The sequence below is a fragment of the Phenylobacterium sp. genome, from assembly GCF_030681155.1.
Classification (GTDB): domain Bacteria; phylum Pseudomonadota; class Alphaproteobacteria; order Caulobacterales; family Caulobacteraceae; genus Phenylobacterium.
The window spans coordinates 1-21,406 of sequence record NZ_JAUXXE010000004.1; the positions used below are offsets into that span (position 1 = coordinate 1).

Annotated in this window: 24 protein-coding genes and 2 pseudogenes; 16 read left to right on the forward strand and 10 right to left on the reverse strand. The window is 64.8% G+C overall.

Annotated features, from left to right (window positions below; translation table 11 throughout):
* Both Q8M13_RS01010 and Q8M13_RS01015 read left to right on the forward strand, forming a co-directional pair.
* Positions 1 to 471, forward strand: a pseudogene (locus Q8M13_RS01010) (ATP-binding protein); the annotation flags it as partial.
* A gap of 73 nt (positions 472 to 544) precedes the next feature.
* A complete protein-coding gene (locus tag Q8M13_RS01015) occupies positions 545 to 1,333 on the forward strand; it encodes a hypothetical protein (protein ID WP_305297758.1) in 789 nt (262 codons plus the stop codon).
* Between the two features lie 5 nt (positions 1,334 to 1,338).
* On the opposite strand, the gene Q8M13_RS01020 is transcribed toward Q8M13_RS01015, so the two are convergent.
* Positions 1,339 to 1,713 carry a hypothetical protein gene (locus tag Q8M13_RS01020; protein WP_305297759.1) on the reverse strand — a complete coding sequence of 125 codons (375 nt, stop codon included), beginning with the start codon at positions 1,711 to 1,713 and terminating at the stop codon, positions 1,339 to 1,341.
* A gap of 16 nt (positions 1,714 to 1,729) precedes the next feature.
* The gene (locus Q8M13_RS01025; RefSeq protein ID WP_305297760.1) at positions 1,730 to 2,542 is read right to left on the reverse strand and encodes a universal stress protein; all 813 of its coding nucleotides are present in this window, start codon (positions 2,540 to 2,542) and stop codon (positions 1,730 to 1,732) included.
* A 116-nt stretch (positions 2,543 to 2,658) separates the two neighbouring features.
* Here Q8M13_RS01025 and Q8M13_RS01030 point away from each other — a divergent pair, with 116 nt between their 5' ends.
* From Q8M13_RS01030 to Q8M13_RS01045, 4 genes are all read left to right on the forward strand, one after another.
* The gene (locus Q8M13_RS01030) at positions 2,659 to 3,306 is read left to right on the forward strand and encodes a YfbR-like 5'-deoxynucleotidase (protein ID WP_370869908.1); all 648 of its coding nucleotides are present in this window, start codon (positions 2,659 to 2,661) and stop codon (positions 3,304 to 3,306) included.
* A gap of 4 nt (positions 3,307 to 3,310) precedes the next feature.
* Positions 3,311 to 3,823 (forward strand): tyrosine phosphatase family protein, encoded by a 513-nt coding sequence (locus Q8M13_RS01035; protein WP_305297761.1) that lies wholly within the window; start codon positions 3,311 to 3,313, stop codon positions 3,821 to 3,823.
* Positions 3,823 to 4,779, forward strand: coding sequence for an NAD regulator (locus Q8M13_RS01040; RefSeq protein ID WP_305297762.1), 957 nt, complete (start codon positions 3,823 to 3,825; stop codon positions 4,777 to 4,779). The genes Q8M13_RS01035 and Q8M13_RS01040 overlap by 1 nt, the downstream gene beginning before the upstream one ends.
* A 93-nt stretch (positions 4,780 to 4,872) precedes the next feature.
* On the forward strand, positions 4,873 to 6,078 hold the full coding sequence (locus tag Q8M13_RS01045; protein ID WP_305297763.1) for a cytochrome P450: 1,206 nt from the start codon (positions 4,873 to 4,875) through the stop codon (positions 6,076 to 6,078).
* Between the two features lie 64 nt (positions 6,079 to 6,142).
* Here the strand turns inward: Q8M13_RS01045 and Q8M13_RS01050 are convergent, their stop codons facing one another.
* Positions 6,143 to 6,586, reverse strand: a complete 444-nt coding sequence (locus Q8M13_RS01050) for a GNAT family N-acetyltransferase (protein WP_305297764.1) — start codon at positions 6,584 to 6,586, stop codon at positions 6,143 to 6,145.
* A gap of 245 nt (positions 6,587 to 6,831) precedes the next feature.
* Between Q8M13_RS01050 and Q8M13_RS01055 the strand changes: the two genes are divergently transcribed.
* From Q8M13_RS01055 to Q8M13_RS01065, 3 genes are all read left to right on the forward strand, one after another.
* Positions 6,832 to 7,938 (forward strand): HAD-IA family hydrolase, encoded by a 1,107-nt coding sequence (locus tag Q8M13_RS01055; RefSeq protein WP_305297765.1) that lies wholly within the window; start codon positions 6,832 to 6,834, stop codon positions 7,936 to 7,938.
* 372 nt (positions 7,939 to 8,310) lie between these two features.
* Positions 8,311 to 9,075, forward strand: coding sequence for a hypothetical protein (locus Q8M13_RS01060; RefSeq protein WP_305297766.1), 765 nt, complete (start codon positions 8,311 to 8,313; stop codon positions 9,073 to 9,075).
* A gap of 338 nt (positions 9,076 to 9,413) precedes the next feature.
* A complete protein-coding gene (locus Q8M13_RS01065) occupies positions 9,414 to 9,647 on the forward strand; it encodes a hypothetical protein (protein WP_305297767.1) in 234 nt (77 codons plus the stop codon).
* A gap of 5 nt (positions 9,648 to 9,652) precedes the next feature.
* Here the strand turns inward: Q8M13_RS01065 and Q8M13_RS01070 are convergent, their stop codons facing one another.
* The 3 genes from Q8M13_RS01070 to Q8M13_RS01080 all read right to left on the reverse strand — a co-directional run bounded on the left by Q8M13_RS01070 (position 9,653) and on the right by Q8M13_RS01080 (position 11,761).
* Positions 9,653 to 10,597, reverse strand: coding sequence for a sterol desaturase family protein (locus Q8M13_RS01070; RefSeq protein ID WP_305297768.1), 945 nt, complete (start codon positions 10,595 to 10,597; stop codon positions 9,653 to 9,655).
* Complete coding sequence (locus tag Q8M13_RS01075; protein WP_305297769.1) at positions 10,594 to 11,001, reverse strand: hypothetical protein; 408 nt, start codon at positions 10,999 to 11,001, stop codon at positions 10,594 to 10,596. The genes Q8M13_RS01070 and Q8M13_RS01075 overlap by 4 nt, the downstream gene beginning before the upstream one ends.
* Before the next feature lie 91 nt (positions 11,002 to 11,092).
* Positions 11,093 to 11,761 (reverse strand): DedA family protein, encoded by a 669-nt coding sequence (locus Q8M13_RS01080; RefSeq protein ID WP_305297770.1) that lies wholly within the window; start codon positions 11,759 to 11,761, stop codon positions 11,093 to 11,095.
* Positions 11,762 to 12,256: 495 nt separating this feature from the next.
* Here Q8M13_RS01080 and Q8M13_RS01085 point away from each other — a divergent pair, with 495 nt between their 5' ends.
* The gene (locus Q8M13_RS01085; protein WP_305297771.1) at positions 12,257 to 12,475 is read left to right on the forward strand and encodes a hypothetical protein; all 219 of its coding nucleotides are present in this window, start codon (positions 12,257 to 12,259) and stop codon (positions 12,473 to 12,475) included.
* A gap of 107 nt (positions 12,476 to 12,582) precedes the next feature.
* Here the strand turns inward: Q8M13_RS01085 and Q8M13_RS01090 are convergent, their stop codons facing one another.
* On the reverse strand, positions 12,583 to 13,119 hold the full coding sequence (locus Q8M13_RS01090; protein WP_305297772.1) for a porin family protein: 537 nt from the start codon (positions 13,117 to 13,119) through the stop codon (positions 12,583 to 12,585).
* A gap of 228 nt (positions 13,120 to 13,347) precedes the next feature.
* Here Q8M13_RS01090 and Q8M13_RS01095 point away from each other — a divergent pair, with 228 nt between their 5' ends.
* From Q8M13_RS01095 to Q8M13_RS20915, 4 genes and pseudogenes are all read left to right on the forward strand, one after another.
* Positions 13,348 to 14,463, forward strand: a complete 1,116-nt coding sequence (locus tag Q8M13_RS01095; RefSeq protein ID WP_305297773.1) for a beta-ketoacyl-ACP synthase III — start codon at positions 13,348 to 13,350, stop codon at positions 14,461 to 14,463.
* Positions 14,464 to 14,469: 6 nt separating this feature from the next.
* On the forward strand, positions 14,470 to 15,027 hold the full coding sequence (locus Q8M13_RS01100) for a GNAT family N-acetyltransferase (RefSeq protein ID WP_305297774.1): 558 nt from the start codon (positions 14,470 to 14,472) through the stop codon (positions 15,025 to 15,027).
* 73 nt (positions 15,028 to 15,100) lie between these two features.
* A complete protein-coding gene (locus tag Q8M13_RS01105; protein ID WP_305297775.1) occupies positions 15,101 to 16,078 on the forward strand; it encodes a nitronate monooxygenase family protein in 978 nt (325 codons plus the stop codon).
* 971 nt (positions 16,079 to 17,049) lie between these two features.
* Positions 17,050 to 17,154: pseudogene (locus Q8M13_RS20915) on the forward strand (PEPxxWA-CTERM sorting domain-containing protein); the annotation flags it as partial.
* 92 nt (positions 17,155 to 17,246) lie between these two features.
* Here the strand turns inward: Q8M13_RS20915 and Q8M13_RS01115 are convergent.
* Together Q8M13_RS01115 and Q8M13_RS01120 are read right to left on the reverse strand one after the other, a co-directional pair.
* The gene (locus Q8M13_RS01115) at positions 17,247 to 17,870 is read right to left on the reverse strand and encodes a PEPxxWA-CTERM sorting domain-containing protein (RefSeq protein WP_305297777.1); all 624 of its coding nucleotides are present in this window, start codon (positions 17,868 to 17,870) and stop codon (positions 17,247 to 17,249) included.
* A gap of 186 nt (positions 17,871 to 18,056) precedes the next feature.
* A complete protein-coding gene (locus Q8M13_RS01120) occupies positions 18,057 to 18,395 on the reverse strand; it encodes a YciI family protein (protein ID WP_305297778.1) in 339 nt (112 codons plus the stop codon).
* A gap of 120 nt (positions 18,396 to 18,515) precedes the next feature.
* Here Q8M13_RS01120 and Q8M13_RS01125 point away from each other — a divergent pair, with 120 nt between their 5' ends.
* The gene (locus Q8M13_RS01125; RefSeq protein WP_305297779.1) at positions 18,516 to 18,842 is read left to right on the forward strand and encodes a helix-turn-helix transcriptional regulator; all 327 of its coding nucleotides are present in this window, start codon (positions 18,516 to 18,518) and stop codon (positions 18,840 to 18,842) included.
* Between the two features lie 13 nt (positions 18,843 to 18,855).
* Positions 18,856 to 19,335, forward strand: a complete 480-nt coding sequence (locus Q8M13_RS01130; protein WP_305297780.1) for an SRPBCC family protein — start codon at positions 18,856 to 18,858, stop codon at positions 19,333 to 19,335.
* A 40-nt stretch (positions 19,336 to 19,375) separates the two neighbouring features.
* On the opposite strand, the gene Q8M13_RS01135 is transcribed toward Q8M13_RS01130, so the two are convergent.
* The gene (locus Q8M13_RS01135; protein WP_305297781.1) at positions 19,376 to 21,004 is read right to left on the reverse strand and encodes an ABC-F family ATP-binding cassette domain-containing protein; all 1,629 of its coding nucleotides are present in this window, start codon (positions 21,002 to 21,004) and stop codon (positions 19,376 to 19,378) included.
* Positions 21,005 to 21,406: the final 402 nt, after the last annotated feature.

Consider the following 21,406-nt stretch of genomic DNA (forward strand, 5'->3'; position numbering starts at 1 on the left):
GATCGGATGGAATTCTACGTCTACGAGACCAATGAGACCATCAAGGCCGAGAACCGCCCGATCGTCATCAACACCTCGAACAACGAGAAGGACCAGCCGGACGCCATCCTGCTCCGCTGCTTCTACAACTACATCCGCTACCCCGAAGCCGAGACGATGAACGAGATCGTCGAGGTCCACTATCCGGGCATCAAGCAGAAGCTGGTCGCCGAGGCGCTGCGCATCTTCTACGACATGCGCAAGGTTCCAGGCCTGAAGAAGAAGCCTTCGACCTCTGAGCTGCTCGACTGGCTCAAGCTGCTGATGGTCGAGGACATCGACGCCGCGGCTCTCGCCGAACGCGATCCGACCAAACTGATCCCGCCGCTGCACGGCGCCCTGTTGAAGAACGAGCAGGACGTTCACCTGTTCGAGCGTCTGGCCTTCCTGGCCCGCCGCGAAGGCGCTGGCTCGCGTCCCGGTCAGCAATAGGCTTACGCCGAATTCACTCGACGCTACAAAGGGTTCCGGTCAGGTTCAACGTGAACCGACCGGAGCCTTTTTCATGAGAACGACCCTGCTGATCGCGGCCTCGGCCCTGACGCTCGCAGGCTGCCAGGGCGCCTCGCCTTCCGTGGCGAAGCTGGATTGCCCGACGACCGAAGGCGACCTGACTCGCGTCAGCATCAGCAATGATGGAAAGACCTGCGCCTATCAGTCTGCCGATGGCGCCGAAGTCAGCCTTGAGCTCGTCCCTGTCGTCGGCGACGCCCAGAGCACCCTGGCCAAGATAGAGGCGGCCCTACGAAGCACGCCGGGCGCGCCTTCTCCCGACGCCGCCGCAAGGCAAGCCGACACCAGCGCCAAAATCGCCGATGTGGCCTCCACCACCGCGAATGTCAGCGCGATCAGCGCCGAGGTGGCGCGCGTCCAGGCCGAGGCCGCTGCCGACGTAGGCCTCGACGCCGGCCGGCGCCACGACAGCGATCAGAAAGCTGACAACGCCAGCGTCGACCTTCCCGGCATCCACGTGTCCAGCGACAGTGAGACGGCCAAGGTCCGCATCGGCCCGTTGTCGGTCGACGCCAATGGCGACGACACAACGGTCAACATTTACCGCGAGGTCCGTATGCGCGGCGAAGCTCTGTCGCGGGAGAAACGCGGCCTGCGCGCGACCTTCATCTATACCGGCCAGGATCTGCCTGCCGGCTACGGCTACATCGGCTACGAGGCCGGCGGTCCAAAGACTGGACCGCTGACCATCGCCAAGGTTCGCTCGAAAGCCGGAACGGAATCCGGGGACAACATCAATCAGGATGTCCGCGAGCTCGTTCGCCGCAACGGCGGCGTCTGAGTGCGCTAAGCGGCGGGCTGAACCTCGACCACTTTGTAGGTTAAGGGCCGGCCGTCCTCGTCGGTGACGGTGACGTACTCCCCGACCGCAAACCGATGCTCCCCGAGCCTGTGCACCGGCTCATCGTCGGCGGCGTCGTCCTCGTCATAGTCGAAGAACCAACGGCTGCCGCGACGAGCCAAGCGCCCATCGACCGCCTCCTCGTCCGGCGCAAACCGGCGCACAAGGCAGGAGGCCTTGCTCTTCGAATAGGCCGCCTCGTCCAGCATCCCGTCAGTGGTGAGGGGCGCGGTCAGGGCGTAGCCACGATGATCGTCGCCGCCCGAGAACTCAGTGCCAGGATTGCGGGCAAGCCGCATGACTATACGCGACAGGGTCATGACCTGAACCTCAGGATTAGTGGGAAAGGAAGAGCGACGGGTGGTCGGCCGACAGCAGAGTCCGCGTCGTGCCGCCGAAGATGAACTCCTGCAATCGGGGATGCCCGAAGGCGCCCGCGACCAGCACGTCGGCCTCCACCTTGTTGGCGGCGTAAAGCAGCAGCGGGGCGGCGTCGCCACTGTCGGGCAAGATGTCCACCTCGGCCTTCACCCCGCGGGCGGCGTAATACGCCTGCAGCCTATGCGGATCAAAGCTGCGTGACGTCGCCTTCGGGGCGGCGAGGATCACCACGCGCGAGGCTTTCTCCAGCAACGGCAGCGCAAGGCGGGCGGCCCGCGAGGCCTCCTTGCCGCCATCCCAGGCGACCGCCACCGGCCCGCCGACGCTGAAGCCCTCGCGTGCGATCAGCACCGGGCGCTGCTCATCGGCCACCATCTGCTGGAAGGCTTCGCCCAGCGGTCCGCGGCCGCGGGCAGGATCGTTGTTGAAGACCACGACGTCCGACAGCCTGCTCTCGGCGGAGAGGCCCGCCCATACCGGCGTCTGGAGCGAAATGAATTGGCTCTTGGCGTATGGAAGCGCGGCGACGGCGGCGCGCGCATTCTTCTCGCCGGCTTCAGCAGCTTCCTTCAGTGATTCCAGGGCCGTGGTCTGAATGCCGCCGAGAAAGCCCTCGCCCATCCAGGGCATGACGTCTGCGACGTCAGCCGGCGTATAGACGCAGGCAAGCTCTGCGCCGAAGGGTTCCGCAAGCTTGACGGCCGCAGCGATCGCCGCCTTGTCACCTTCACCGCCCGATAGCGGCGCCATGATCCTAGCCCAGCTCATGTTCGTTCCCTTGCTGTACGGTACGCGGCCAAGATGGACCCCAAGCGCATGCCACGCATTGATCTTTGGCAAGTCCTGGGTCAGTTCACGACCTTGACCATGAAAGGAACGCATCGGTGAGGAAAGGGCTGCGTCTATCGGCTCAGGAACCTCGCGCCTGGCAGCGGATGTTGTCGGGTCGGCGGCTGGACCTGCTCGACCCCTCGCCCATGGACATCGAGATCGAGGATATCGCCCACGGCCTGGCCCGCGTCGCGCGATGGAACGGGCAGACGATCGGCGAGCATGCCTTCTCGGTTGCCCAGCACTCGGTGGTGGTCGAGGAGATCTGCGCCCACATCCAGCCGGATCTTGAACCGAAGTGGCGACTGGCGGCCTTGCTGCACGATGCTTCGGAATATGTGATTGGCGATATGATCAGCCCGTTCAAGGCGGCGCTGGGGCTGGATTATAAGAAATTCGAGGAACGGCTGGAGACGGCGATCCACATCCGCTTCGGCATCCCGGCCAAGACGCCGCTGGCGGTGAAGAAGCTGATCAAGCAGGCCGATCGCGCCTGCGCCTTCTTCGAGGCGACCCAGTTGGCGGGGTTCAACCACCGTGAGGCGCTGGAGTTCTTCGACGCTCCGCCGGCAGGGTATGAGCTGATCATCGAACCGCTTTCCGCGGCGCAGGCGCAAAGCCGTTACATTCAGCGCTATCATGTCCTCTCCGAGGCGGCGGGATTCGCCTCCCCCTCGGACGCAGCCTTCGACACCGAGTAGCTGAATGACCCTGATTGTCTGCGGATTGGCCGAGGTGCCCGGGCTGATCGCCGCGCGGGGGCCCTCGCACGTCATCACCTTGCTGGACTCCGCCAGCATGATCGCCACGCCAAAGGGCATGGCGCCCGAGCGCCACCTGAAACTCTCGGTCAACGACATCGCCGAGCCGATGGACGGCCTGATCCTGCCCAGCGAAAGGCTCGTCCGCGACCTGCTGGCCTTTGGCGCCACCTGGGATGAGAGCGCCCCGATGATCGTCCACTGCTGGGCGGGGATCAGCCGCTCCAGCGCCAGCGCCTTCGTGCTGGCCTGCGACCGCAACCCTGAGGTCGACGAACGCGCCATCGCACTGACCATGCGCCAGGCCGCGAAGCACGCCTATCCCAACCGCCGCATCGTGGCCCTCGCCGACGACGTGCTGGGCCGGCGCGGCCGGATGGTCGACGCCGTCGAGGCGATGGGCGACTACGAGTATTCGGGCGTCGGCGTGCCCTTCGACTTCGCGGTCCGCTACTGATGGATCCTGCCGCCGTCGTGATCGGACTGTCCGCCGTGGTGGTGGCGATCCGCGATGGCGACGCCGTGGTGTTGATCGTTCGCCCCGAAGGCGAGCCGGCCGGCCTGCCCTTCGGCCCCTTCGATCCCGACGGCCACCGCACCTTCGAGCTGGCGCTGCGGGCCTTCGTGACCGCCCAGACCCGCTTCGACCTCGGCTATGTGGAGCAGCTCTACACCTTTGGCGACAAGGGCCGGGACGCCCCGTTGGCCGACATGGGCAAGGAGCTGGGCGCGGCCCGCGTCCTGTCGGTGGGCTATCTGGCGCTGACGCCCAGCGCCGTGGACACCGCCGCCCCCGACACCGCCTGGGCGAGCTGGTTGCGGTTCTTCCCCTATGAGGATTGGCGCGAGGGCCGCCCTGAAGCGGTGGACGCGATCGAGCCGGCCCTGCGCTGCTGGGCCGACGGCAGCGTCGACAAGCTGTCGCGCGCACGCCTGCTGTTCGCCCTGGATGGCGCGCCGTGGAACGAGGAGCGCGTGCTGGAGCGCTACGAACTGCTCTACGAGGCAGGCCTGGCCTCAGAAGCCTCCCGCGACCGGGCCGAAGCCCCGGCCCGCGCCTCGCCCGCCCTGGCCGCGGCGCTGGGCGAGCCGATGATTTCCGACCACCGCCGGATCCTGGCCACCGCGCTCTCGCGCCTGCGCGGCAAGCTGAAGTACCGGCCAGTGGTGTTCGAACTGATGCCCGAGGCCTTCACCCTGTCGGCGCTGCAACGGGCCGCCGAGGCGATCGCCGGGGTGCCGCTGCACAAGCAGAATTTCCGCCGCGCCCTGGAGCGGGCGGAACTGGTCGAAGGCCTGGGCCGCGTGGATTCCGAAACCGGCGGGCGGCCTGCCGAGCTGTTCCGTTTCCGCCGGGAAATCCTCAATGCGCGGCCGGTTTCGGGCCTCTCCCTGCCCCTGCTCCGCGATTAAAATCCCTTATGCCGCAAGGGAAACCACCCCTTTCGGCTTTCCATTTCGGCAAACGAGCGCACTATCCCGGCAAAAGTACCAGGGAGACGCGTCATGACCCAGCCGCCCAGCATTGTCGGGACTTCGGCCTTCGATCCGGTGGCCCGGGTCAGCCCCCACGAGCGGCTGAAGGAGATGCGCGAGCAGTGCCCGGTCTTCCGCGATGAGCCGGTCAAGACCTGGTTCCTGACCCGCTATGACAACGTCCGCGAGACGGTGAACGACCGCACGCTTTGGCGCCACTGGACCAATGCCGAGGAAGGCTCGCTGCTTCGGCGCATGGACCGCGACGACGAGAGCGACCGCATCGACAGCATCCTGTCGCTGGACGAGCCCGACCACTCCCGCGTCCGCCTGCCGCTGGCCAAGGCCTTCTATGCGCGGATCACGGCGATGAAGCCGCAGATTGAGGCGATCATCGACAAAGTGATCGACGAGGCCCCCGCCGACGCGCCATTCGACCTGATTGCCGACCTCGCCATTCCGATCCCAATCCTGGCCATCGCCAAGATCCTGGGGGTCGAGCCTGAGCGGATGCGCGAATTCCGCGAATGGTCGGAAGCCTCGATCCTCGGCCTCAACCCGCTGCGCACGCCTGAAGAGACCCAGCGCATGGAGTGGGGCTCGGGCATGCTGACAGCCTATTTCACCGACCTGATGGAGGCCCGGCGCCTGGCGCCGCAAGACGACCTGATCAGCGATATGGTCGCGCTGCAGGCCGGCGGCGCGCCGCTGTCTGACGGCGAGATCCGGGTCAATCTCTCGGCCCTGCTGATCGGCGGCAACCTGACCACCACAGACCTGATCGGCAACGGCGTCTGGCTGCTGCTGAACCACCCGCAGGAACTGGCCAAGCTGAAGGCCGATCCCAGTCTGGCGGGCGCCGCGATCGAAGAAATCCTGCGCTTTGAATCCCCGGTGGCGATCACCAACCGGGTGATCTCCGAGCCCCGAGACGTCGGCGGCTGCCCGATGGCGCCCCATCAGTCGGTGATCACCTCGCTGCACGCGGCCAACCGCGACCCCGAGGTGTTCGAAGACCCCGACCGGTTCGACATCACCCGCAAGCACGTCCCCCACGTCGCCTTCGGCGGGGGCAGCCATATCTGCATCGGCGCGCCCCTGGCCCGGATCGAGGCCCGCCGCGCGCTGGTGAAGCTGTTCGAACGCTTCCCAGACCTCCACTTGGCCGGAGACGAACCGACCTGGCGCGCCCTGCCCTTCTTCCGGGGCATGGAGGCGCTGTCGGTTCAGGGGTGAGGCGGCAGGGACGTGTGGGCCTCAAAAGCGACAGGCTGAGGAACAGCTTCGCCGCCCGATGGACTTAGGGCCGGCGGACCTCGAAATAGGTCTTGGCGTCCCTCTGGAAGCCCGCGCCTTCGTAGAAGCGCAGGGTGGACTCCCGCCGCGACCCGGTCGCCAGCAGAACCTTGTAGCAGTCGGCCTTCCAGGCTTTATCGAGCGCGGCCTGAAGGACCGCGCGGCCAAGACCGATCCGGCGATGGTCGATGTCGGTCACGACATTTTCGATCACCCCGTAGGCGCGGGCGCCGCGAGACAGGTTGGGAACAATGGCGAGCGTGCAGGACGACACCAGCCGCCCGCCCACCTCCGCCACGAAGGGCGTCGTGAAACCGGAGGACAGCAGGGCCGACCAGACCGGCTCGGCGGCGGTGAGGTTGAGAACCGGATCATCGGGATTGAGCTGACGATAGAGCGCCATAACGCCCGGCAGGTCGTCCGGCGTCGCGGGGCGGATGTCGGTCATGCCCCGGAGGCTAGTTGGCTAGAGGACGTTGTCTAGCCGGAAGCCGCGATGGAAGGTCCGCATCCCGACCACGCGGCCAGAGACGACCGGGTAGCGCCATTTCCGGACATCGAGGAAGAGGCGAGAAGCGGACTCCTATCAAGGTCTGCTTGCTGCCGCCTCAAGGTCTGACCGGAACCGCCCCTTAGCGGACATCTCGCGCTTCCGCGGCTAAGCTTGGCGCCTATACTGCACGGAGGCCGATTTTGAAGGGCATCGACGCGATCCTGTTTGATGCGGACGGTGTCATCCAACGGCCGCCCCCGGACCTAGCCGCTCAGCTTGCAACGGCGTTCGCGGTTGATCCGATAAGTGCGGACGAGTTCATCTTGGATCTGTTCAAGGCCGAGGGAAAAGCGCTCACCGGTCACCATGATATCCATGCGTGCGTTGAACCAGTCCTGGCGCGTTGGTCGGGCAATCCCAGCCTAGAAATGTTCAGCGGCATATGGCACCAAATCGAGGTCGACTATAGCGCCCTGGATCTCGTAGCTGACTTAAGAGCGACCGGAATCTACTGCGCACTGGCATCCAATCAACAGTCGCGCCGCGCCGCCTCGATGTCGGTTGACCTGGGTTATGAGCGGGTTTTCGATGCCGAGTTCTATTCCTGCCACCTAGGCGCGATGAAGCCTGACCCAGCGTACTTTCATGAAGTCATCGCGCGCTCCGGATGCGAGGTCTCGCGCACCCTGTTCATCGATGATCGAGCGGCGAACGTAGAGGCTGCAAGGGGGGGGGGGCCTACGTGTGCTGCAGTTCGCGCCGGAATGGTCGTTAAATGGAGGTGCGGTTTTGAGGCGGCTAATTGCGCCCTTCATCGAGGCCGACGACGATCACGAGATCATTTGAGAGAGCTCATGCCGGATAGCCGCATTGGCGAGATTGGACCGCCCTCGCCGAACACCTTTACGTCTGCCCTCCGGCCAGAGTGGTTCGAAGGCAAACATGAGCAGAGGCTCGCCCGGCTCCTTGGGGTAACCCAGTTTGGCGTCAATTACCTCACCCTTGAGCCTGGGGCATATTCCGCGCTGCGTCACTGGCATGAGCAGGAAGATGAGTTCGTCTTCGTGCTAGAGGGCGACTTGGTTCTCATCGACGAAAACGGCGAGCATCCCCTCTCGGCTGGGATGTACGCGGCCTTCCCGGCTGGCGAAGCAAACGCCCACCACCTTTGTAATCGTTCATCGTCCGCGGCGAGGTTCTTAGCAATCGGCACCCGGCATCGAGGAGCTGAGACCATCCATTACCCCGACGACGACCTCACCTTCGGCCCCCTCATGAGGGATAGTAAGGGCGATCGAATACCCTGACGTCCGCAAACCACCCTGCACAGCCGTTAGGCGCGTCCGCTTCGGGGCGACCTGCCCAATGAGCCGCGAAGTGTCGGCTGGGCGGCAAGTCCTGACATCGGCTGCACGCCAACTTCCTAACTTCGAGCGCATCGGCAGCGCCGCTTCTTTCCAACCTCTACAGCCCTCGCTTTGCGCGCAATTCCACCGCAACCCAAATCAAGATCAACTCAGGTCAGCCCTGCGCCCCCAAGGCACTGACAATTGGAATCGATCGGACTTGCCAGTCGCGGTCGCAACCGCTCCACTGCCCCGATGACAGTTGACAGTATCCGTGAACGCTCCAAGCGAACGCTTGATCGTGCTCGTTCAAACTACGAGACGTCCCGGTCGTTGCCCAACACAGTTTGGTACGGACGGGTGCTGGCTTTCCGCTATGGGATAGACGACGCCATCGCTGTGTTCAGCGAGGGACTTCAGCGATATCCCGACTCCTTCGAGCTTCTTCGCCAGCGCGGACATCGCTTCCTGTCAGCTCGGCGGTTCGTCGAGGGGCGGGCTGACTTAGCGCGCGCTGCGGAACTCATCGAGGGACTGCCCGAGTGGATCGAGCCTGACGGCGAGGGCAACGAGCTGCCAGTTCCCGCCACCAGCATCCAGTTCAACACCTTTTATCATCTGGCCCTGGCGCACTACCTCCTCAGAGAGTGGGATGCCGCCGAAGCCACGTATAGGCGGTGCCTTGGATGGGTGCGCCCCCAAGACTATGACGGGCTGACCGCCTGCAACGACTGGCTCTACATGACCCTCCGCCGCAAGGGCGATGTGGCGGCGGCAGCCGATGTGCTCACCGGCATCCCCGAAAACCTGCCGGACGAGGCGTTCGTGGAGGGCCCCTCCTATTACCGCCGCCTGCGCATGTATCGCGGCGAGCTTCAGCCCGAGGACCTGCTGAACCCCGAAAAGGGCTCTCAAGAAATCCATGATCGGGAAACTCTCTACGCGACCCAGGGTTACGGCGTAGGCAATTGGTATCTCTACAACCACGAGACAGGCGCGGCTCAGGCGGTCTTTGAACAGATCCTCCATGGTCGCAGTCGCTTCGCATTCGGCTACATCGCGGCTGAGCGCGACCTGCGCGAAATAGCTGGCGCCTAGGAAGCGCGGGCGCGGTCGATGTCGGTCAGGGCCTCTCGCGAGGCTCATCAATGGCCGTAAGCGGATCTTGCGAAGGACCGCAAAGAGCCAGAAGCGGTCGCCCCCACTTGCCACAACCTTCAGCAGAGCGTCGCTGCGCGACGTCCCCACCTCTCCCGAGGGAGAGGAATGGGGCGGTGTTGGCTGGATCGGCAGGAGACGAATTGTGAACGGCCTAGTTGGCTGGGATTCGGTAGCTTGGCTTGATGATCAGCGAAGACCCAGCCAGCCCCGCGCCTGCTCAACCGCCTCCACCGCCTGTTCCGCGACGCGATCACCTCGGCGTTGCGAGGTCTTGGGTGTTGTCGTGGCTGTTCGTCGCGATGCTGTCGGCGCCGGTCTATGTCGCGATCCTGACCCTGATTGATCGCCACGCGCCCTCGATCCTCCAAGCCGGCGCCGTCGCCCAGGAGCCGTTGGCGCTGTCACTGGCCCGCAACGTGTCGGTCGAGAGCGTCGTCACGGCGATGCTGTTCTTCTGCGTCATGTCCGTGATAGCGGCGCTGGCGCGGCTTTCGCGTCGCCGCCGATAGGGGCGTCAGGCGGACGCCGCCTTTTGAGGGGCTTGGTGCGGCTCGGGCTGAGGCTCGGGCTCGCCGCCCTGCCCCGCCTCCCACTGCGTGCGTAGGGTCGCGGAGGTGTCGCGGCTGGCGTCGTGGCTCCAGCCTGGCGGGCCGAACATGTAGCCCAGCGCGTGACGGGGGTGGCGGGCGACGTCCTGGCCCATCGCGATCCATTCGTGGAAGGCCACGCGCAGGACGTTGAAGCCGCTGAGATTCTTGACGATCCCGTAGCGGCAGGCCTCTTCGTCCAGTTCCGGTTGGAAGGTGCCGAACAGCTTGTCCCAGACGATCAGGATGCCGGCGTAGTTGCGGTCGAGGTAGCGGGGATTGCGGGCGTGGTGGACCCGGTGATGGGACGGGGTGTTGAACACCGCCTCGAACCAGCGGGGCGTGCGGCCGACGGCCTCGGTGTGGATCCAGAACTGGTAGACGAGGCTGATCCCCTTCTGGATGGCGATCATGGCCGGCGGGAAGCCGAGCAAGGCGAGCGGCAGCCAGAGGATCCAGGTCCCGGCGAGCCCGCCGGTCCAGGTCTGACGCAGGGCGGTCGAGAGGTTGTAGTGCTGGGACGAGTGGTGGTTCACGTGCGCCGCCCACCAGAAGCGTCGTTCGTGGCTGAGCCGGTGGAACCAGTAGTAGGTCAGGTCCTCCAGCAGAAAGAGCGCGATCCAGGCCCAGATCGCCGTCATCGGGACGTCGAACAGCCGGTGCTGGTAGGTCCAGATCGTGGCGGCCACGACCACGCCGGCGGTCAGCAGGCCGGCGACATTGCTGCCCAGGCCCATGGCCAGCGAGGCCATGGTGTCTTTCGTCTCGTAGTGCGCCCGCGTCACCTTCAGCCGGGTCAGGACGATCTCGAGAATGATCGCCAGGATGAAGAACGGGATCGCCAGGGTGACGGGATCGAAGGCCGGTTTCACGCCGCTCTCTTGTCCTGGGGCGGGGTGGAAGACGGCGGCCAGCTCTGCAGGGCGATGCGGGCGTTGGGCGCAGCCACGTCCGACAGGTCGAGCTTCACCACGCCGTCGCGGAAGCTGGACGATATCGCCTGGGCCCAGGGAATGTGGCGGGCGACGTAGCCGTCGCCCACCTCGCACAGGACCAGCGCCGCGGCGCCGGACTTGGCCAAGGCGCCCCGGCCGTCGACCGCAACCCAGATCTGCTCGACCGTGCGGCCCGGAAACTCATCGGCCAGCAGCTTGAGCGCGCGGGCGTCGTCCAGCGGCGTCATGGGTTTGGCGATCTTGGCCCAGGCGGCCAGGCCTACCAACAGGGCCACGGCCGCGAACGAAGCGGCGAACTGTACTGCGAAACCTTCAGGCAATGTTTTTGTCTCCCTCGCGGGAGGTTCGGCTTCCGCAAGCGTAGCGTCAAGCCGGACGCGGCGGCAGGCGAGCCGCGCGGGTGAGCGCCCGCTACTGCTCGACGCGCGCCGACAGCATGGCCAGGGCCGCTTCCTGGCGGGCCATGCGCGCCTTGAGGATGCGCCAGGCGGCGAAGCCGGCGAGGCTGACGGCCACGGCGGTCGCGATCAGGACGGTGATCAGGTCGGCCTCGCTGAGGGCTTCCAGCTCGGCCAGGCCCTTGGCGGCGAAATAGCCGGGGGCGAGGATGACCAGCACCCAGACGACGGCCGACACGGTGTTGGCCAGTTGGAAGGTCCGGCGGCGCATGCCCAGCAGACCGGTCACCAGCGGCACGAACGCCCGCAGCGGGCCAAAGAAACGGCCGATGAAGATCGAGGCCGCGCCATAGCGGCGGGTGAACAAACGAGTGCGGGCGATCTTGCGGCGATGCTCGCGGAAGGCGGCGTGACGCAGGGTCTTGGGACCGAGGCCCCGGCCCAGTTCGTAGGAGATGGCGTCACCGACGACGGCGCCCGCCACACACCAGAAGATGACTTGCAGAGGATCCAGGACGCCGGCGGCGATCAGGCCGCCCGCCATCACCATCAGAGCCGTCGCCGGAATGAAGGCGCCGATCAGGACCAGCGATTCAAGCAGCGTCACCAATCCCAAGATCACGCCTGCCCAAGCGTGATGACGGGCGATAAACTCGGCGACGTGATGAAATAGGGCGTCCATGGGGTTCCTTGCGCCGGAAGCATATGGGCGCGCTCAGGCGTTCCGGCGAGGGGCAGTCGGAACATCTTTTGACAAATGCGCGGGGCGTGTCCGGCGCGCATCAGTCGGGGCTCCGAATGGCCAAGTTTGGGACAGCTTCGCCCCGCGCAAAGCCCTTATGCGCCACGGCTGGAGCAAATGAAGGTGATCGATCGGGCGTGGAGCCTTTCACGACCCGTCGCGTTTCCGCCGAGCATGCCGAAAGCACCTTTTGATTTTCTATCGCAAGTTCGCAGGAGTTCTGGGGTGGCGATCGGCGCGCGATCCCCTATCTATGCTGTCATCAAGGTAGAGCTAGCGAGAAGCACCATGCTTCGATGTCATCATAATCCGAGCCGAATGCCGGCCTGACTTCGCCTCGCGGCCGCCATTTCGGGGCCGCCGCCCTGCCTGATGGTGTCGTCCTTTGATGGGACGGCGCTGATCTTCCCGAACTAGCTAGTAAAGGAGCTTTGTATGGCTCTGCAGATTTCCGTCGCCCCCGCCGCCAACGGCTGGGTCGTTCGTTCCGAGGCCTTCGACAACGAGTTGATGTTTGAAGCCGGCGGCCGCGCCGAAGCGGCCGCGCGCTCGCTCGCCGCGCGCTATGCGCAGGCTGGCCGCCCGACCGAGGTGAACATCTTCCTGCGCGACGGGGCCCTCGCCGGCCGCTTCATGCACCACGCCGCGGCGTAAAGGCCGCGTTCGCGTAAGCGAGCCCCAACCACCCCAGCATTCAGACCCAAAAAAAGGGCCGCCTCTCGAAAGAGGCGGCCCTGATTTTTTAGGCTAGGCCCGAAAACCTAGAACTTGTGGACGTAGCCCACCGAGTAGACGTCGGCCTTGCCGCCGCCGTCGGTGAAGTCGTGACGGGTGTAGTCGGCCCGGACGCCGTTCTTGCCGTCGAACAGATACTGGCCGCCGGCGCCGTAGTTCCAGCTCTCGCCGCTGACCCGGTTGAACTCGCCGGGCACGGTGACGCTGCCCTTGGTGGTGCCGTAGCCGCCGCGGACATAGAGGTCGGCCTTTTCGCCGACCGGCAGGAAGCCGACGGCGTATGCGGCGGCCGAATAGTTCATCTTGGCCTCGCCATCGACGCCGCCGACGCTGAGGTTGTCCTTCAGGACGCCCAGGCCGATCTCGCCCTCGACACCGACATACTGGCCGAAGCGCGCGCCGAGACGACCCTGGATTGCACCCACATCGGCGCCTTCAAGGTCGTGGTGGCTATAGCCCACAGAGCCGTAGCCGGTGACATTGGAAACCTGAGCGCTGGCGACGGCGGGGGCGAAAGCGGCGACAGTGGCGGCGCTGGCCGCGGCGATGATGAGAGTCTTCATTGTTATTGGTACTCCGTACTTAAGCTCGGCCACCCCAGCCGTATTGGTAGGTCGTCCCCAAACGCGGCGGCAAAAGGTCGGTTCGCCGGCAAAGCCGAGACCATTCCACGTTGTGTCATTAGGGCCACATCAGCCGCTGACGCGGGCGGCGGCCGTGCTATCAGTGTTCGCGAAGCTCCCACCCGGACGGATTCCAGGACCAGAGGAGCAGTTGTCGGAGACAGCGTTTTGCATCAAGCCGTGATCGCGGCCACGGGCCTTTACACCCCGCCGCACAGCCTTTCGAACACCGAACTCGTGCAGACCTTCAACGCCTATGTCGAGCGGTTCAACGCCGCCAACGCCGAGGCGATCGCGGCAGGCGAAATCGCCGCCCTCACCCCCTCCTCCGTCGAGTTCATCGAGAAGGCTTCGGGGATCAAGTCGCGGTTCGTGATGAACAAGAGCGGCCTGGTCGATCCCGACGTCATGCGTCCCGACCTGCCCGAGCGGTCCAACGAGGAAATCTCGATTCTGGCCGAAATGGCCGTCGAGGCGGCCAAGGAAGCCATTGCGCGTTGGGGCAAGGATGTCAGCCAGATCGGGGCGGTGATCTGTGCGGCCTCGAACATGCAGCGGGCCTATCCTGCCATGGCCATCGAGGTGCAGCAGGCGCTGGGGATCGAAGGCTTCGCCTTTGACATGAACGTCGCCTGTTCCTCGGCCACCTTCGGTATCAAGACCGCCGCCGACTTCGTGGCGTCCGGCTCAGCGCGCGCGGTGCTGATGGTCAATCCGGAGATCTGCTCGGGCCACCTGAACTTCCGCGACCGCGACAGCCACTTCATCTTCGGCGACGTGGCGACCGCGGTGATCGTCGAGCGCGAGGAAGACGCCACTGATGGCTGGGAGATTCTTGGCACGCGGCTGAAGACCCAGTTCTCCAACAATATCCGCAACAATTTCGGCTTCCTGAACCGCGCCGCGCCCGAGGGGATCGGGGCGAGCGACAAGCTGTTCGTCCAGGAAGGCCGCAAGGTGTTCCGCGAGGTGGTGCCGATGGTGGCCGAGATGATCGTCCAGCACGCCGGCGATCTTGGCCTCGACCCCACCGCCCTGAAGCGGCTGTGGCTGCACCAGGCGAACATCAACATGAACGAGTTGATTGGCAAACGCGTCCTGGGTCGCGAACCGGCGCCGGGCGAGAACGTGATCATTCTGGACGAGTACGCCAACACCTCGTCGGCCGGATCGATCATCGCCTTCCACAAGGCCAATGACGACTTCGCCATCGGTGACACCGGGCTCATCTGCTCGTTCGGCGCGGGCTATTCCGCCGGCACCGTGTTCGTGCGCAAGCGCTAGCCAGCCATGAGCGCCGCGCTGACTATTCCGACCCTGAGGTCGGCGCGGCTGGTCATGACGCCGCTTTCCCCGGCGCACTCAGTCGCCATGTTCGATCTGTGGTCGCGCGAGGAGGTCTGCCGTTATTCGGGACCGGCGTGCGACTATGAGTTCCAGCCGATCGAACTCCCGGCTCGGACGCCGGCCGACAGCGACAAGATCATCGACTTCTTCGTCCGCAGCGCCGCCGACGGAACGCGCTTTCGCTGGGCGCTGCAGACGCAGGCCGACCAGGCATTTGTCGGCATAGCGGGCTTCAACCAGCTGGGGCCGTGCTCGGAGTACGCCTACCACTTGCATCCGGGGTTTTGGGGTCAGGGGCTGATGAGCGAGGCCTCGCTCCTGGCGTTGGACTGGTTGCGCGGTTGGCCCGGTTGCACGCAGGTCGAAGCTTTCATCGAGCCGGCGAACCTGGCCTCCGTCCGGCTGGCGACGCGGCTCGGCCTGCAGCCGACAGGCGAGGTCTGCGATGGCGCGGCGCGCTACGCCGCCCTGCTTTCTGATGTGTCGCAGCTCTCGACTTGAGCGCCTCCTTCCGCTTTTGTTTACTCCGTAAAGATTCTTCCGCGCCCCGTCGCCGAGCCATAGGACCGATCTCATGAAGACCCGCATCACCGAAATGCTTGGCGTCCGCCATCCCATCGTCCAGGGCGGCATGCACTATGTCGGCTTCGCCGAGATGGCCGCGGCGGTGTCCAACGCCGGCGGGCTGGGCATCATCACCGGCCTGACCCAGGGCACCCCCGATCGCCTGCGGGCCGAGATCGCCCGTTGCCGCGAGATGACCGACAAGCCGTTCGGCGTGAACCTGACCTTCCTGCCCTCGGTCACTCCGCCCGACTATCCGGGCTTGGTGGACGTGATCATCGAGAGCGGCGTCAAGGTCGTGGAGACGGCCGGCAACAATCCGCAAAAGTGGCTGCCGATGCTGAAGGACGCCGGCATCGTGGTGATCCACAAATGCACCTCGGTTCGTCACGCGCTGAAGGCCGAGGCGATCGGCTGCGACGCGGTCAGCGTCGACGGCTTCGAGTGCGGCGGCCACCCGGGCGAAGACGACGTGCCGAACTTCATCCTGCTGCCGCGCGCGGCCGAGGAGCTGAAGATCCCGTTCCTGGCTTCGGGCGGCATGGCTGACGGCCGCTCGCTGGTCGCCGCCCTGGCGCTGGGCGCGGATGGCGTCAATCTGGGCACCCGCTTCATCGCGACCCAGGAGGCCCCGGTGCACCCCAATGTGAAGCAGGCCCTGGTCGACGCCTCTGAACTGGACACCCGGCTGATCATGCGGCCGCTGCGCAACACTGAGCGCGTGCTGGTCAACGCCGGCGTCGAGCGCCTGCTGGAGAAGGAACGGGCCCTGGGCGACAAGGTGACCTTCGCCGACATCGCCGAGGAAGTGGCGGGCGTCTATCCCCGCATCCTGGTCGACGGCGAGATGGACGCGGGCGGCTGGTCGTGCGGCATGGTCGCCGGCCTGATCCACGACGTACCGACGGTCCAGGAACTGATCGACCGCATCATGCGCGAAGCCGACGAGTTGATCCAAGTTCGGCTGCGCCAGTTCGCCGAAGCCTAGAAGACCGAGCCCAGGCGGTGACGCTCTCAGGGGCGTCGCCGCGGATCTCGGAAAGGTCCCACCAAGATTGTGGCCCCGCTGGGTATTGGGGATGGCAGAGCCAGCAATCTCCCAACCCCATACGATTGTCTTAGGCTGCCCGCACCATCGCGGCCGGCTCTTATGGAACTCAAATCATCGCTAGATAGAAAAGTTTCAATTCCCACGCTTAGCGGGAGTTGGAGAATAATTGCTAATAGCGAACGACCTCTTTGTCCTCACCTATACATTTGCAACTACTGCTCGGCCGCTTTCACTGCCTTGATTGCCTAGGGTTGTAGCCAATTGCATTGCGCCGAGATTGGGTAACAGGGTTATTTTATCGTTAACTCGGCGGGCCGCCCCCGGCCCATGGGGAGGTACAGATGCATAGGTTGCTTAACGGCGTTCTTGCCGGCGTCGCACTTGCCGCACTCTCAGTTGGAAGCGCCAACGCCGCTTCCGTCCTCGTGGACGGCTACAAATTGGAGAATGGCTCGTTCGGGGCCCAGACCGGCGTACACTCGAACTCAAGCCAGACGGGATCTAGCGTCAACGCCTACGTCAACCAGGACGGCTCGGCTGTCACCTACAGCACGACCACCGGCCAACTCTCGGTCAATGGCTCTGGCGAAGCGACGGTCGTCGGTGATCCGTTGATTGAAAATCTCACGGTCAACTTCGCCAAGGCCTGGAACGAGGTCACGTTCAATCTGGAATCCGTAACGGGAAAGGGTGGCTACGACTCCACCTTCAATCTCTTGGTGAACGGATTGGCCCTGTTCTCGGCCACGCCGAACCTCGGTGACGCCGCTTGCAGCTTCTGCCTCGTCAATAACGGGGAGAACAAGTTCATCGTCTCCGGACCGGGGATCACCAGCCTCGCCTTCAGCTTCGATCCAGCGATCGCCGGCGCGAAGCAATTCCGCGTGGAAGGAGTTACTGGCGCTGGCATCCCCGAACCCGCAACGTGGGCGATGATGCTGGTAGGGTTCGGCGCGGTTGGCACAATGGTGCGCAGTCAGCGCCGACGCGGCGCCTTAGCTCTTCGAACCTAGAACTCGACAAGCCGCCCTTGCCTGGCGCCTGTCGTGAAGAAGCCGCGCGGACCCGAGATCCGCGCGGCTTCTGCTTGTCTCAGTCGTCTGGATTAGGCGTGAGCGTAGGTCTGACGACGCCGACGAATGGCGGCGCCAGCCAGGCCGAAGCCCGCGATCAACATGGCCCAGGTCGCCGGCTCCGGCACCGCCGAAACGGGCGTATCATGCGAGAACGGGATGTCTTGCGAGAACAGGTCGCCGACCTTCTGATCCTTGGTGGCGTTGTTCGACCACAGGATTTTCAAGTGCGGACCGCCCTGAGCAAGGTCGAACACCCCGCTGGTGGCGTTGATGTCGAAGGTCAGATTGCTGACGTTCGCGGCGATGTTCGGGTCGAAATTGAAGCAGGCGAACCCTGCGCCATTCCCATTGCAACCGCCCGCAGCAAGCCCGCCGTTGATCGCATTCGTCGTGCCGCCGCCAGCCAAGGTAGCGGTCAAGGCCGTGACGCCGAGGCCTTTGAACGAGAACGCGCCGAGATACTGAGCGCCGGCCCAATTACCCGTGAGCGCATTGGCCCCAGCGATATCGAACGTGATGTTCGTGCTGCTGTTTTGGGTGACCGTGAAGGTCGCACCCTGGAAGGTCGTTTGATAGACGGTCGCCGCGTTCGCCACAGACGCCGACACGAACAACGCCGCCGCGGCGCAGGCCGCACCAACAAACTTCTTCATAGCCCAACCTCTTCCCGACCTTCGGCCGATCCATCGTAATTATGGGACGGCGTCGTCGCCATCATCACTCATGAAGCAATAGGCGTGCCAATTGTTGGCGCCAATTGAACTCACCTGGGCGGTGAAAAATATACGATCAACAATTGCAACGTCGCTGGCCGCTCTTCCGCCCTTCCCTGTCGCACCCTAGCTGGCGGGATCGTACATGAACTCGCGCAGTTCCTGCGAACACCGGCAGGCGATCGCGATCTTCTGCGCCCACAGGACAGCGTCTTCGCGGGTCGGCAGCTCGAGCACCGTGAACCCGCCGTTGAACCGCGTGCCGGGATAGATCTCAGCCGACACCGATCCATCGGAGGAGACCAGCACAGGATCGACCTGCTCATTAATCCCACCACCGAACACATAGACGCCGGCGGCTTTGGCCTCCTCGATCACCGCATGCGAGGTGGCGACGACGATGGGGAATTCTTCCTGCGTCAGCACCATGGCCTCGCTGGGGAAGGAGATGAGGTACTTGGTCATGCTCCGAGGATGACTCAGAAGGTCGGACCTAGCCAAGGCCTTCGCGAGATTGCGGCAAGACACTAAGGAAGGTGCCTAACTATCCTTGACGGGGATATTGGGTCGGAATTACTAAGGCAGATGCCTTACCATTTAGCTCCGCTCGACCTCGCCTTTCACGCTCTCAGCGATCCGACCCGTCGCGCGGTGGTGTCGCGGCTGGCCGAGGGCGAGGCGCCGGTCAGCGTCTTGGCCGAGCCTTTCGATATGTCGCTGCCCTCCTTCGCCCAGCATCTCAAGGTGCTGGAAGGATGCGGTCTGGTCGCCAGTGAGAAGCGCGGGCGCAGCCGCTGGTGCCGCCTGGTGCGCTCGCGCTTTGACGAGGCGGCGGACTGGATGGAGGCCGAGCGCCGGCAGTGGACCGAGCGTTTGGATCGGCTGGAAATCTACTTGGACAAGGCGGAATAAGGTGGAGAACACGATGGCTGATCTATTGGACACTTGGTCGCTCGACCGCGAAATCGTGCTGGTGAAGCTGCTGAACCACCCGCGCGAAAAGGTGTTTGCGGCGTGGATGGATCCTAAGGCGCTGGCCGAATGGTATGGCCCGACCGGCCTGCGCATCGAAAGCTACGAGGCCGACATCCGGGAGGGCGGCCTATGGCGGTTCGATATGGTCGGCGTGTTCGAAGGCCGCGAGCAGCGGTTCCCGAACCTCATGCGGTTTCTGGAAATCGTGCCGAACGAGCGGATCGTGATGGACTACGGCACGCCGGACCCAAACGACCCTGACCGCTTCCGCACGACCGTGACCTTCGACGAGCAGGATGACGGCAAGACGGTGCTGACCATGCGCCAACTCCACCCCACCCGCGAGCGGCGCCAGGTGGTCGTCGGCTTCGGTGCGGTGGGATACGGGCTGCAGACAATGGACGGCCTTGTGGCCTGGCTGGACCGCTGAGGCAGCCTCACCGCGGCGCTGGCCTGAGGGCCAGCGCCGTTTAGCCTCCTGGGTGCAGCCCTGGCGCTTCCTGGCCTGTGCGGGCGACATATTCCGCATAGCCGCCGCCGTACTGATGGACTCCCTCGGGCGTCAGCTCCAGCACGCGGTTCGACAGGGCCCCCAGGAAATGGCGGTCGTGGGAGACGAAGAGCATGGTGCCCTCAAAGTCCGCCAGGGCCGCGACCAGCATCTCCTTGGTCGCCATGTCGAGGTGGTTGGTCGGCTCGTCGAGCACCAGCAGGTTCGGCGGATCGAACAGCATCTTGGCCATGACCAGCCGCGCTTTCTCGCCGCCGGACAAAACGCGGCAGGGCTTTTCGACATCGTCGCCGGAGAAGCCGAAGCACCCCGCCAGGGTGCGCAGCGCGCCCTGCCCTGCCTGCGGGAAGGAGCTGTCCAGGGACTCGAAGATCGTCTCTTCGCCGTCGAGCAGGTCCATGGAGTGCTGGGCGAAATAGCCCATCCTGACGCTGGCGCCGATGTTGACCGTGCCCTGGTCGGGCGCGGTGGCGCCGGCCACCAGTTTCAACAGCGTCGATTTACCGGCCCCGTTGGCGCCAAGCACGCACCAGCGTTCCTTGCGGCGCACCAGGAAATCGAGATCGGCGTAGATCGGCTGGTCGCCGTAGCCCTTATGGACGTTGCGCAGGCTGATCACGTCGTCGCCCGACCGTGGCGGGCTCTGGAACTCGAACTGGACCGACTGGCGACGGCGCGGGGCCTCGACGCGTTCGATCTTGTCGAGCTTCTTGACCCGGCTCTGGACCTGGGCGGCGTGCGAGGCGCGGGCCTTGAACTTCTCGATGAACTTGATTTCCTTGGCCAGCATGGCCTGCTGGCGCTCGTACTGCGCCTGGCGTTGCTGATCGCCGAGCGCGCGCTGCTGGTCGTAGAAGTCGAGATCGCCCGAGTAGGTGACGAGGTCGCCGCCGTCGATCTCCACCACCTTGCCGATGATGCGGTTCATGAAGGCGCGGTCGTGCGAGGTCATCAAGAGGGCCCCGCCGTAATTCTTGAGGAAGGCCTCCAGCCAGATCAGGCTTTCCAGGTCGAGGTGGTTGCTGGGCTCGTCCAGCAGCATGCCGTCGGGCCGCATCAGCAGGATGCGGGCCAGCGCGACGCGCATCTTCCAGCCGCCGGACAGCAGGCCGACATCGCCGTCCATGCGTTCCTGGCTGAAGCTCAGGCCGGCGAGCACCTCGCGCGCGCGGGCTTCCAGCGCATAGCCGTCCAGTTCCTGGAAGCGCTCCAGCACCTCGCCATAGCGCTCCATGACGGCTTCCAGCTGATCGGCCTGATCCGGATCGACCATCGCCGCCTCGAGCTTGGCCATTTCAGCGGCCAGGGCGCTGACGGGGCCGACGCCGTCCATCACCGCGGCGACCGCGCTTTGGCCGGACATTTCGCCGACGTCCTGGCTGAAATAGCCGATGGTCATTCCAGGATCGATCGCGACCAGTCCGTCGTCGGGCTGTTCCTGACCGGTGACCATGCGGAACAGCGTCGTCTTGCCAGCGCCGTTGGGGCCGACAAGCCCGACCTTTTCGCCCTTCTGGATCCCCATCGAGGCTTCGATGAACAGGATCTGGTGGCCGTTCTGCTTGGAGATATTGTCGAGGCGGATCATGGGCGGTCTGCTAGCTCGGGTAGACGGCCAACGCCAGCCTTAGAGCCATTCAAACAGGTCCTTGCCCCTCGCCGGGCAGGGTCTAATGTCGCCGGGGGCGAGCGGATGGATGCGATGAGCGACGCGGTTGGCCCTGGCGATCTGGTTCTGTGCGTCAATGCGGCGCCCAATCACGTGACCGGGCGGCCAGTGCCCCTCCAGGCCGGAGAGACCTACCGCGTCACCGGAGTTATGGAATTTGCCTGCCCGTGCGGGCGATCCGATGCTTTGCTCGACATTGGCATCGACTACGCGTGGTGTCAGTCGCGCTTTCGGCTGCTGCCGAAGCCCAAGGCCCAGACCAGGACGCGCCAAGTTTCGGCTCCGCGGGAAAAGGAAACGGTTCGCTGAACCAGCCGGTCA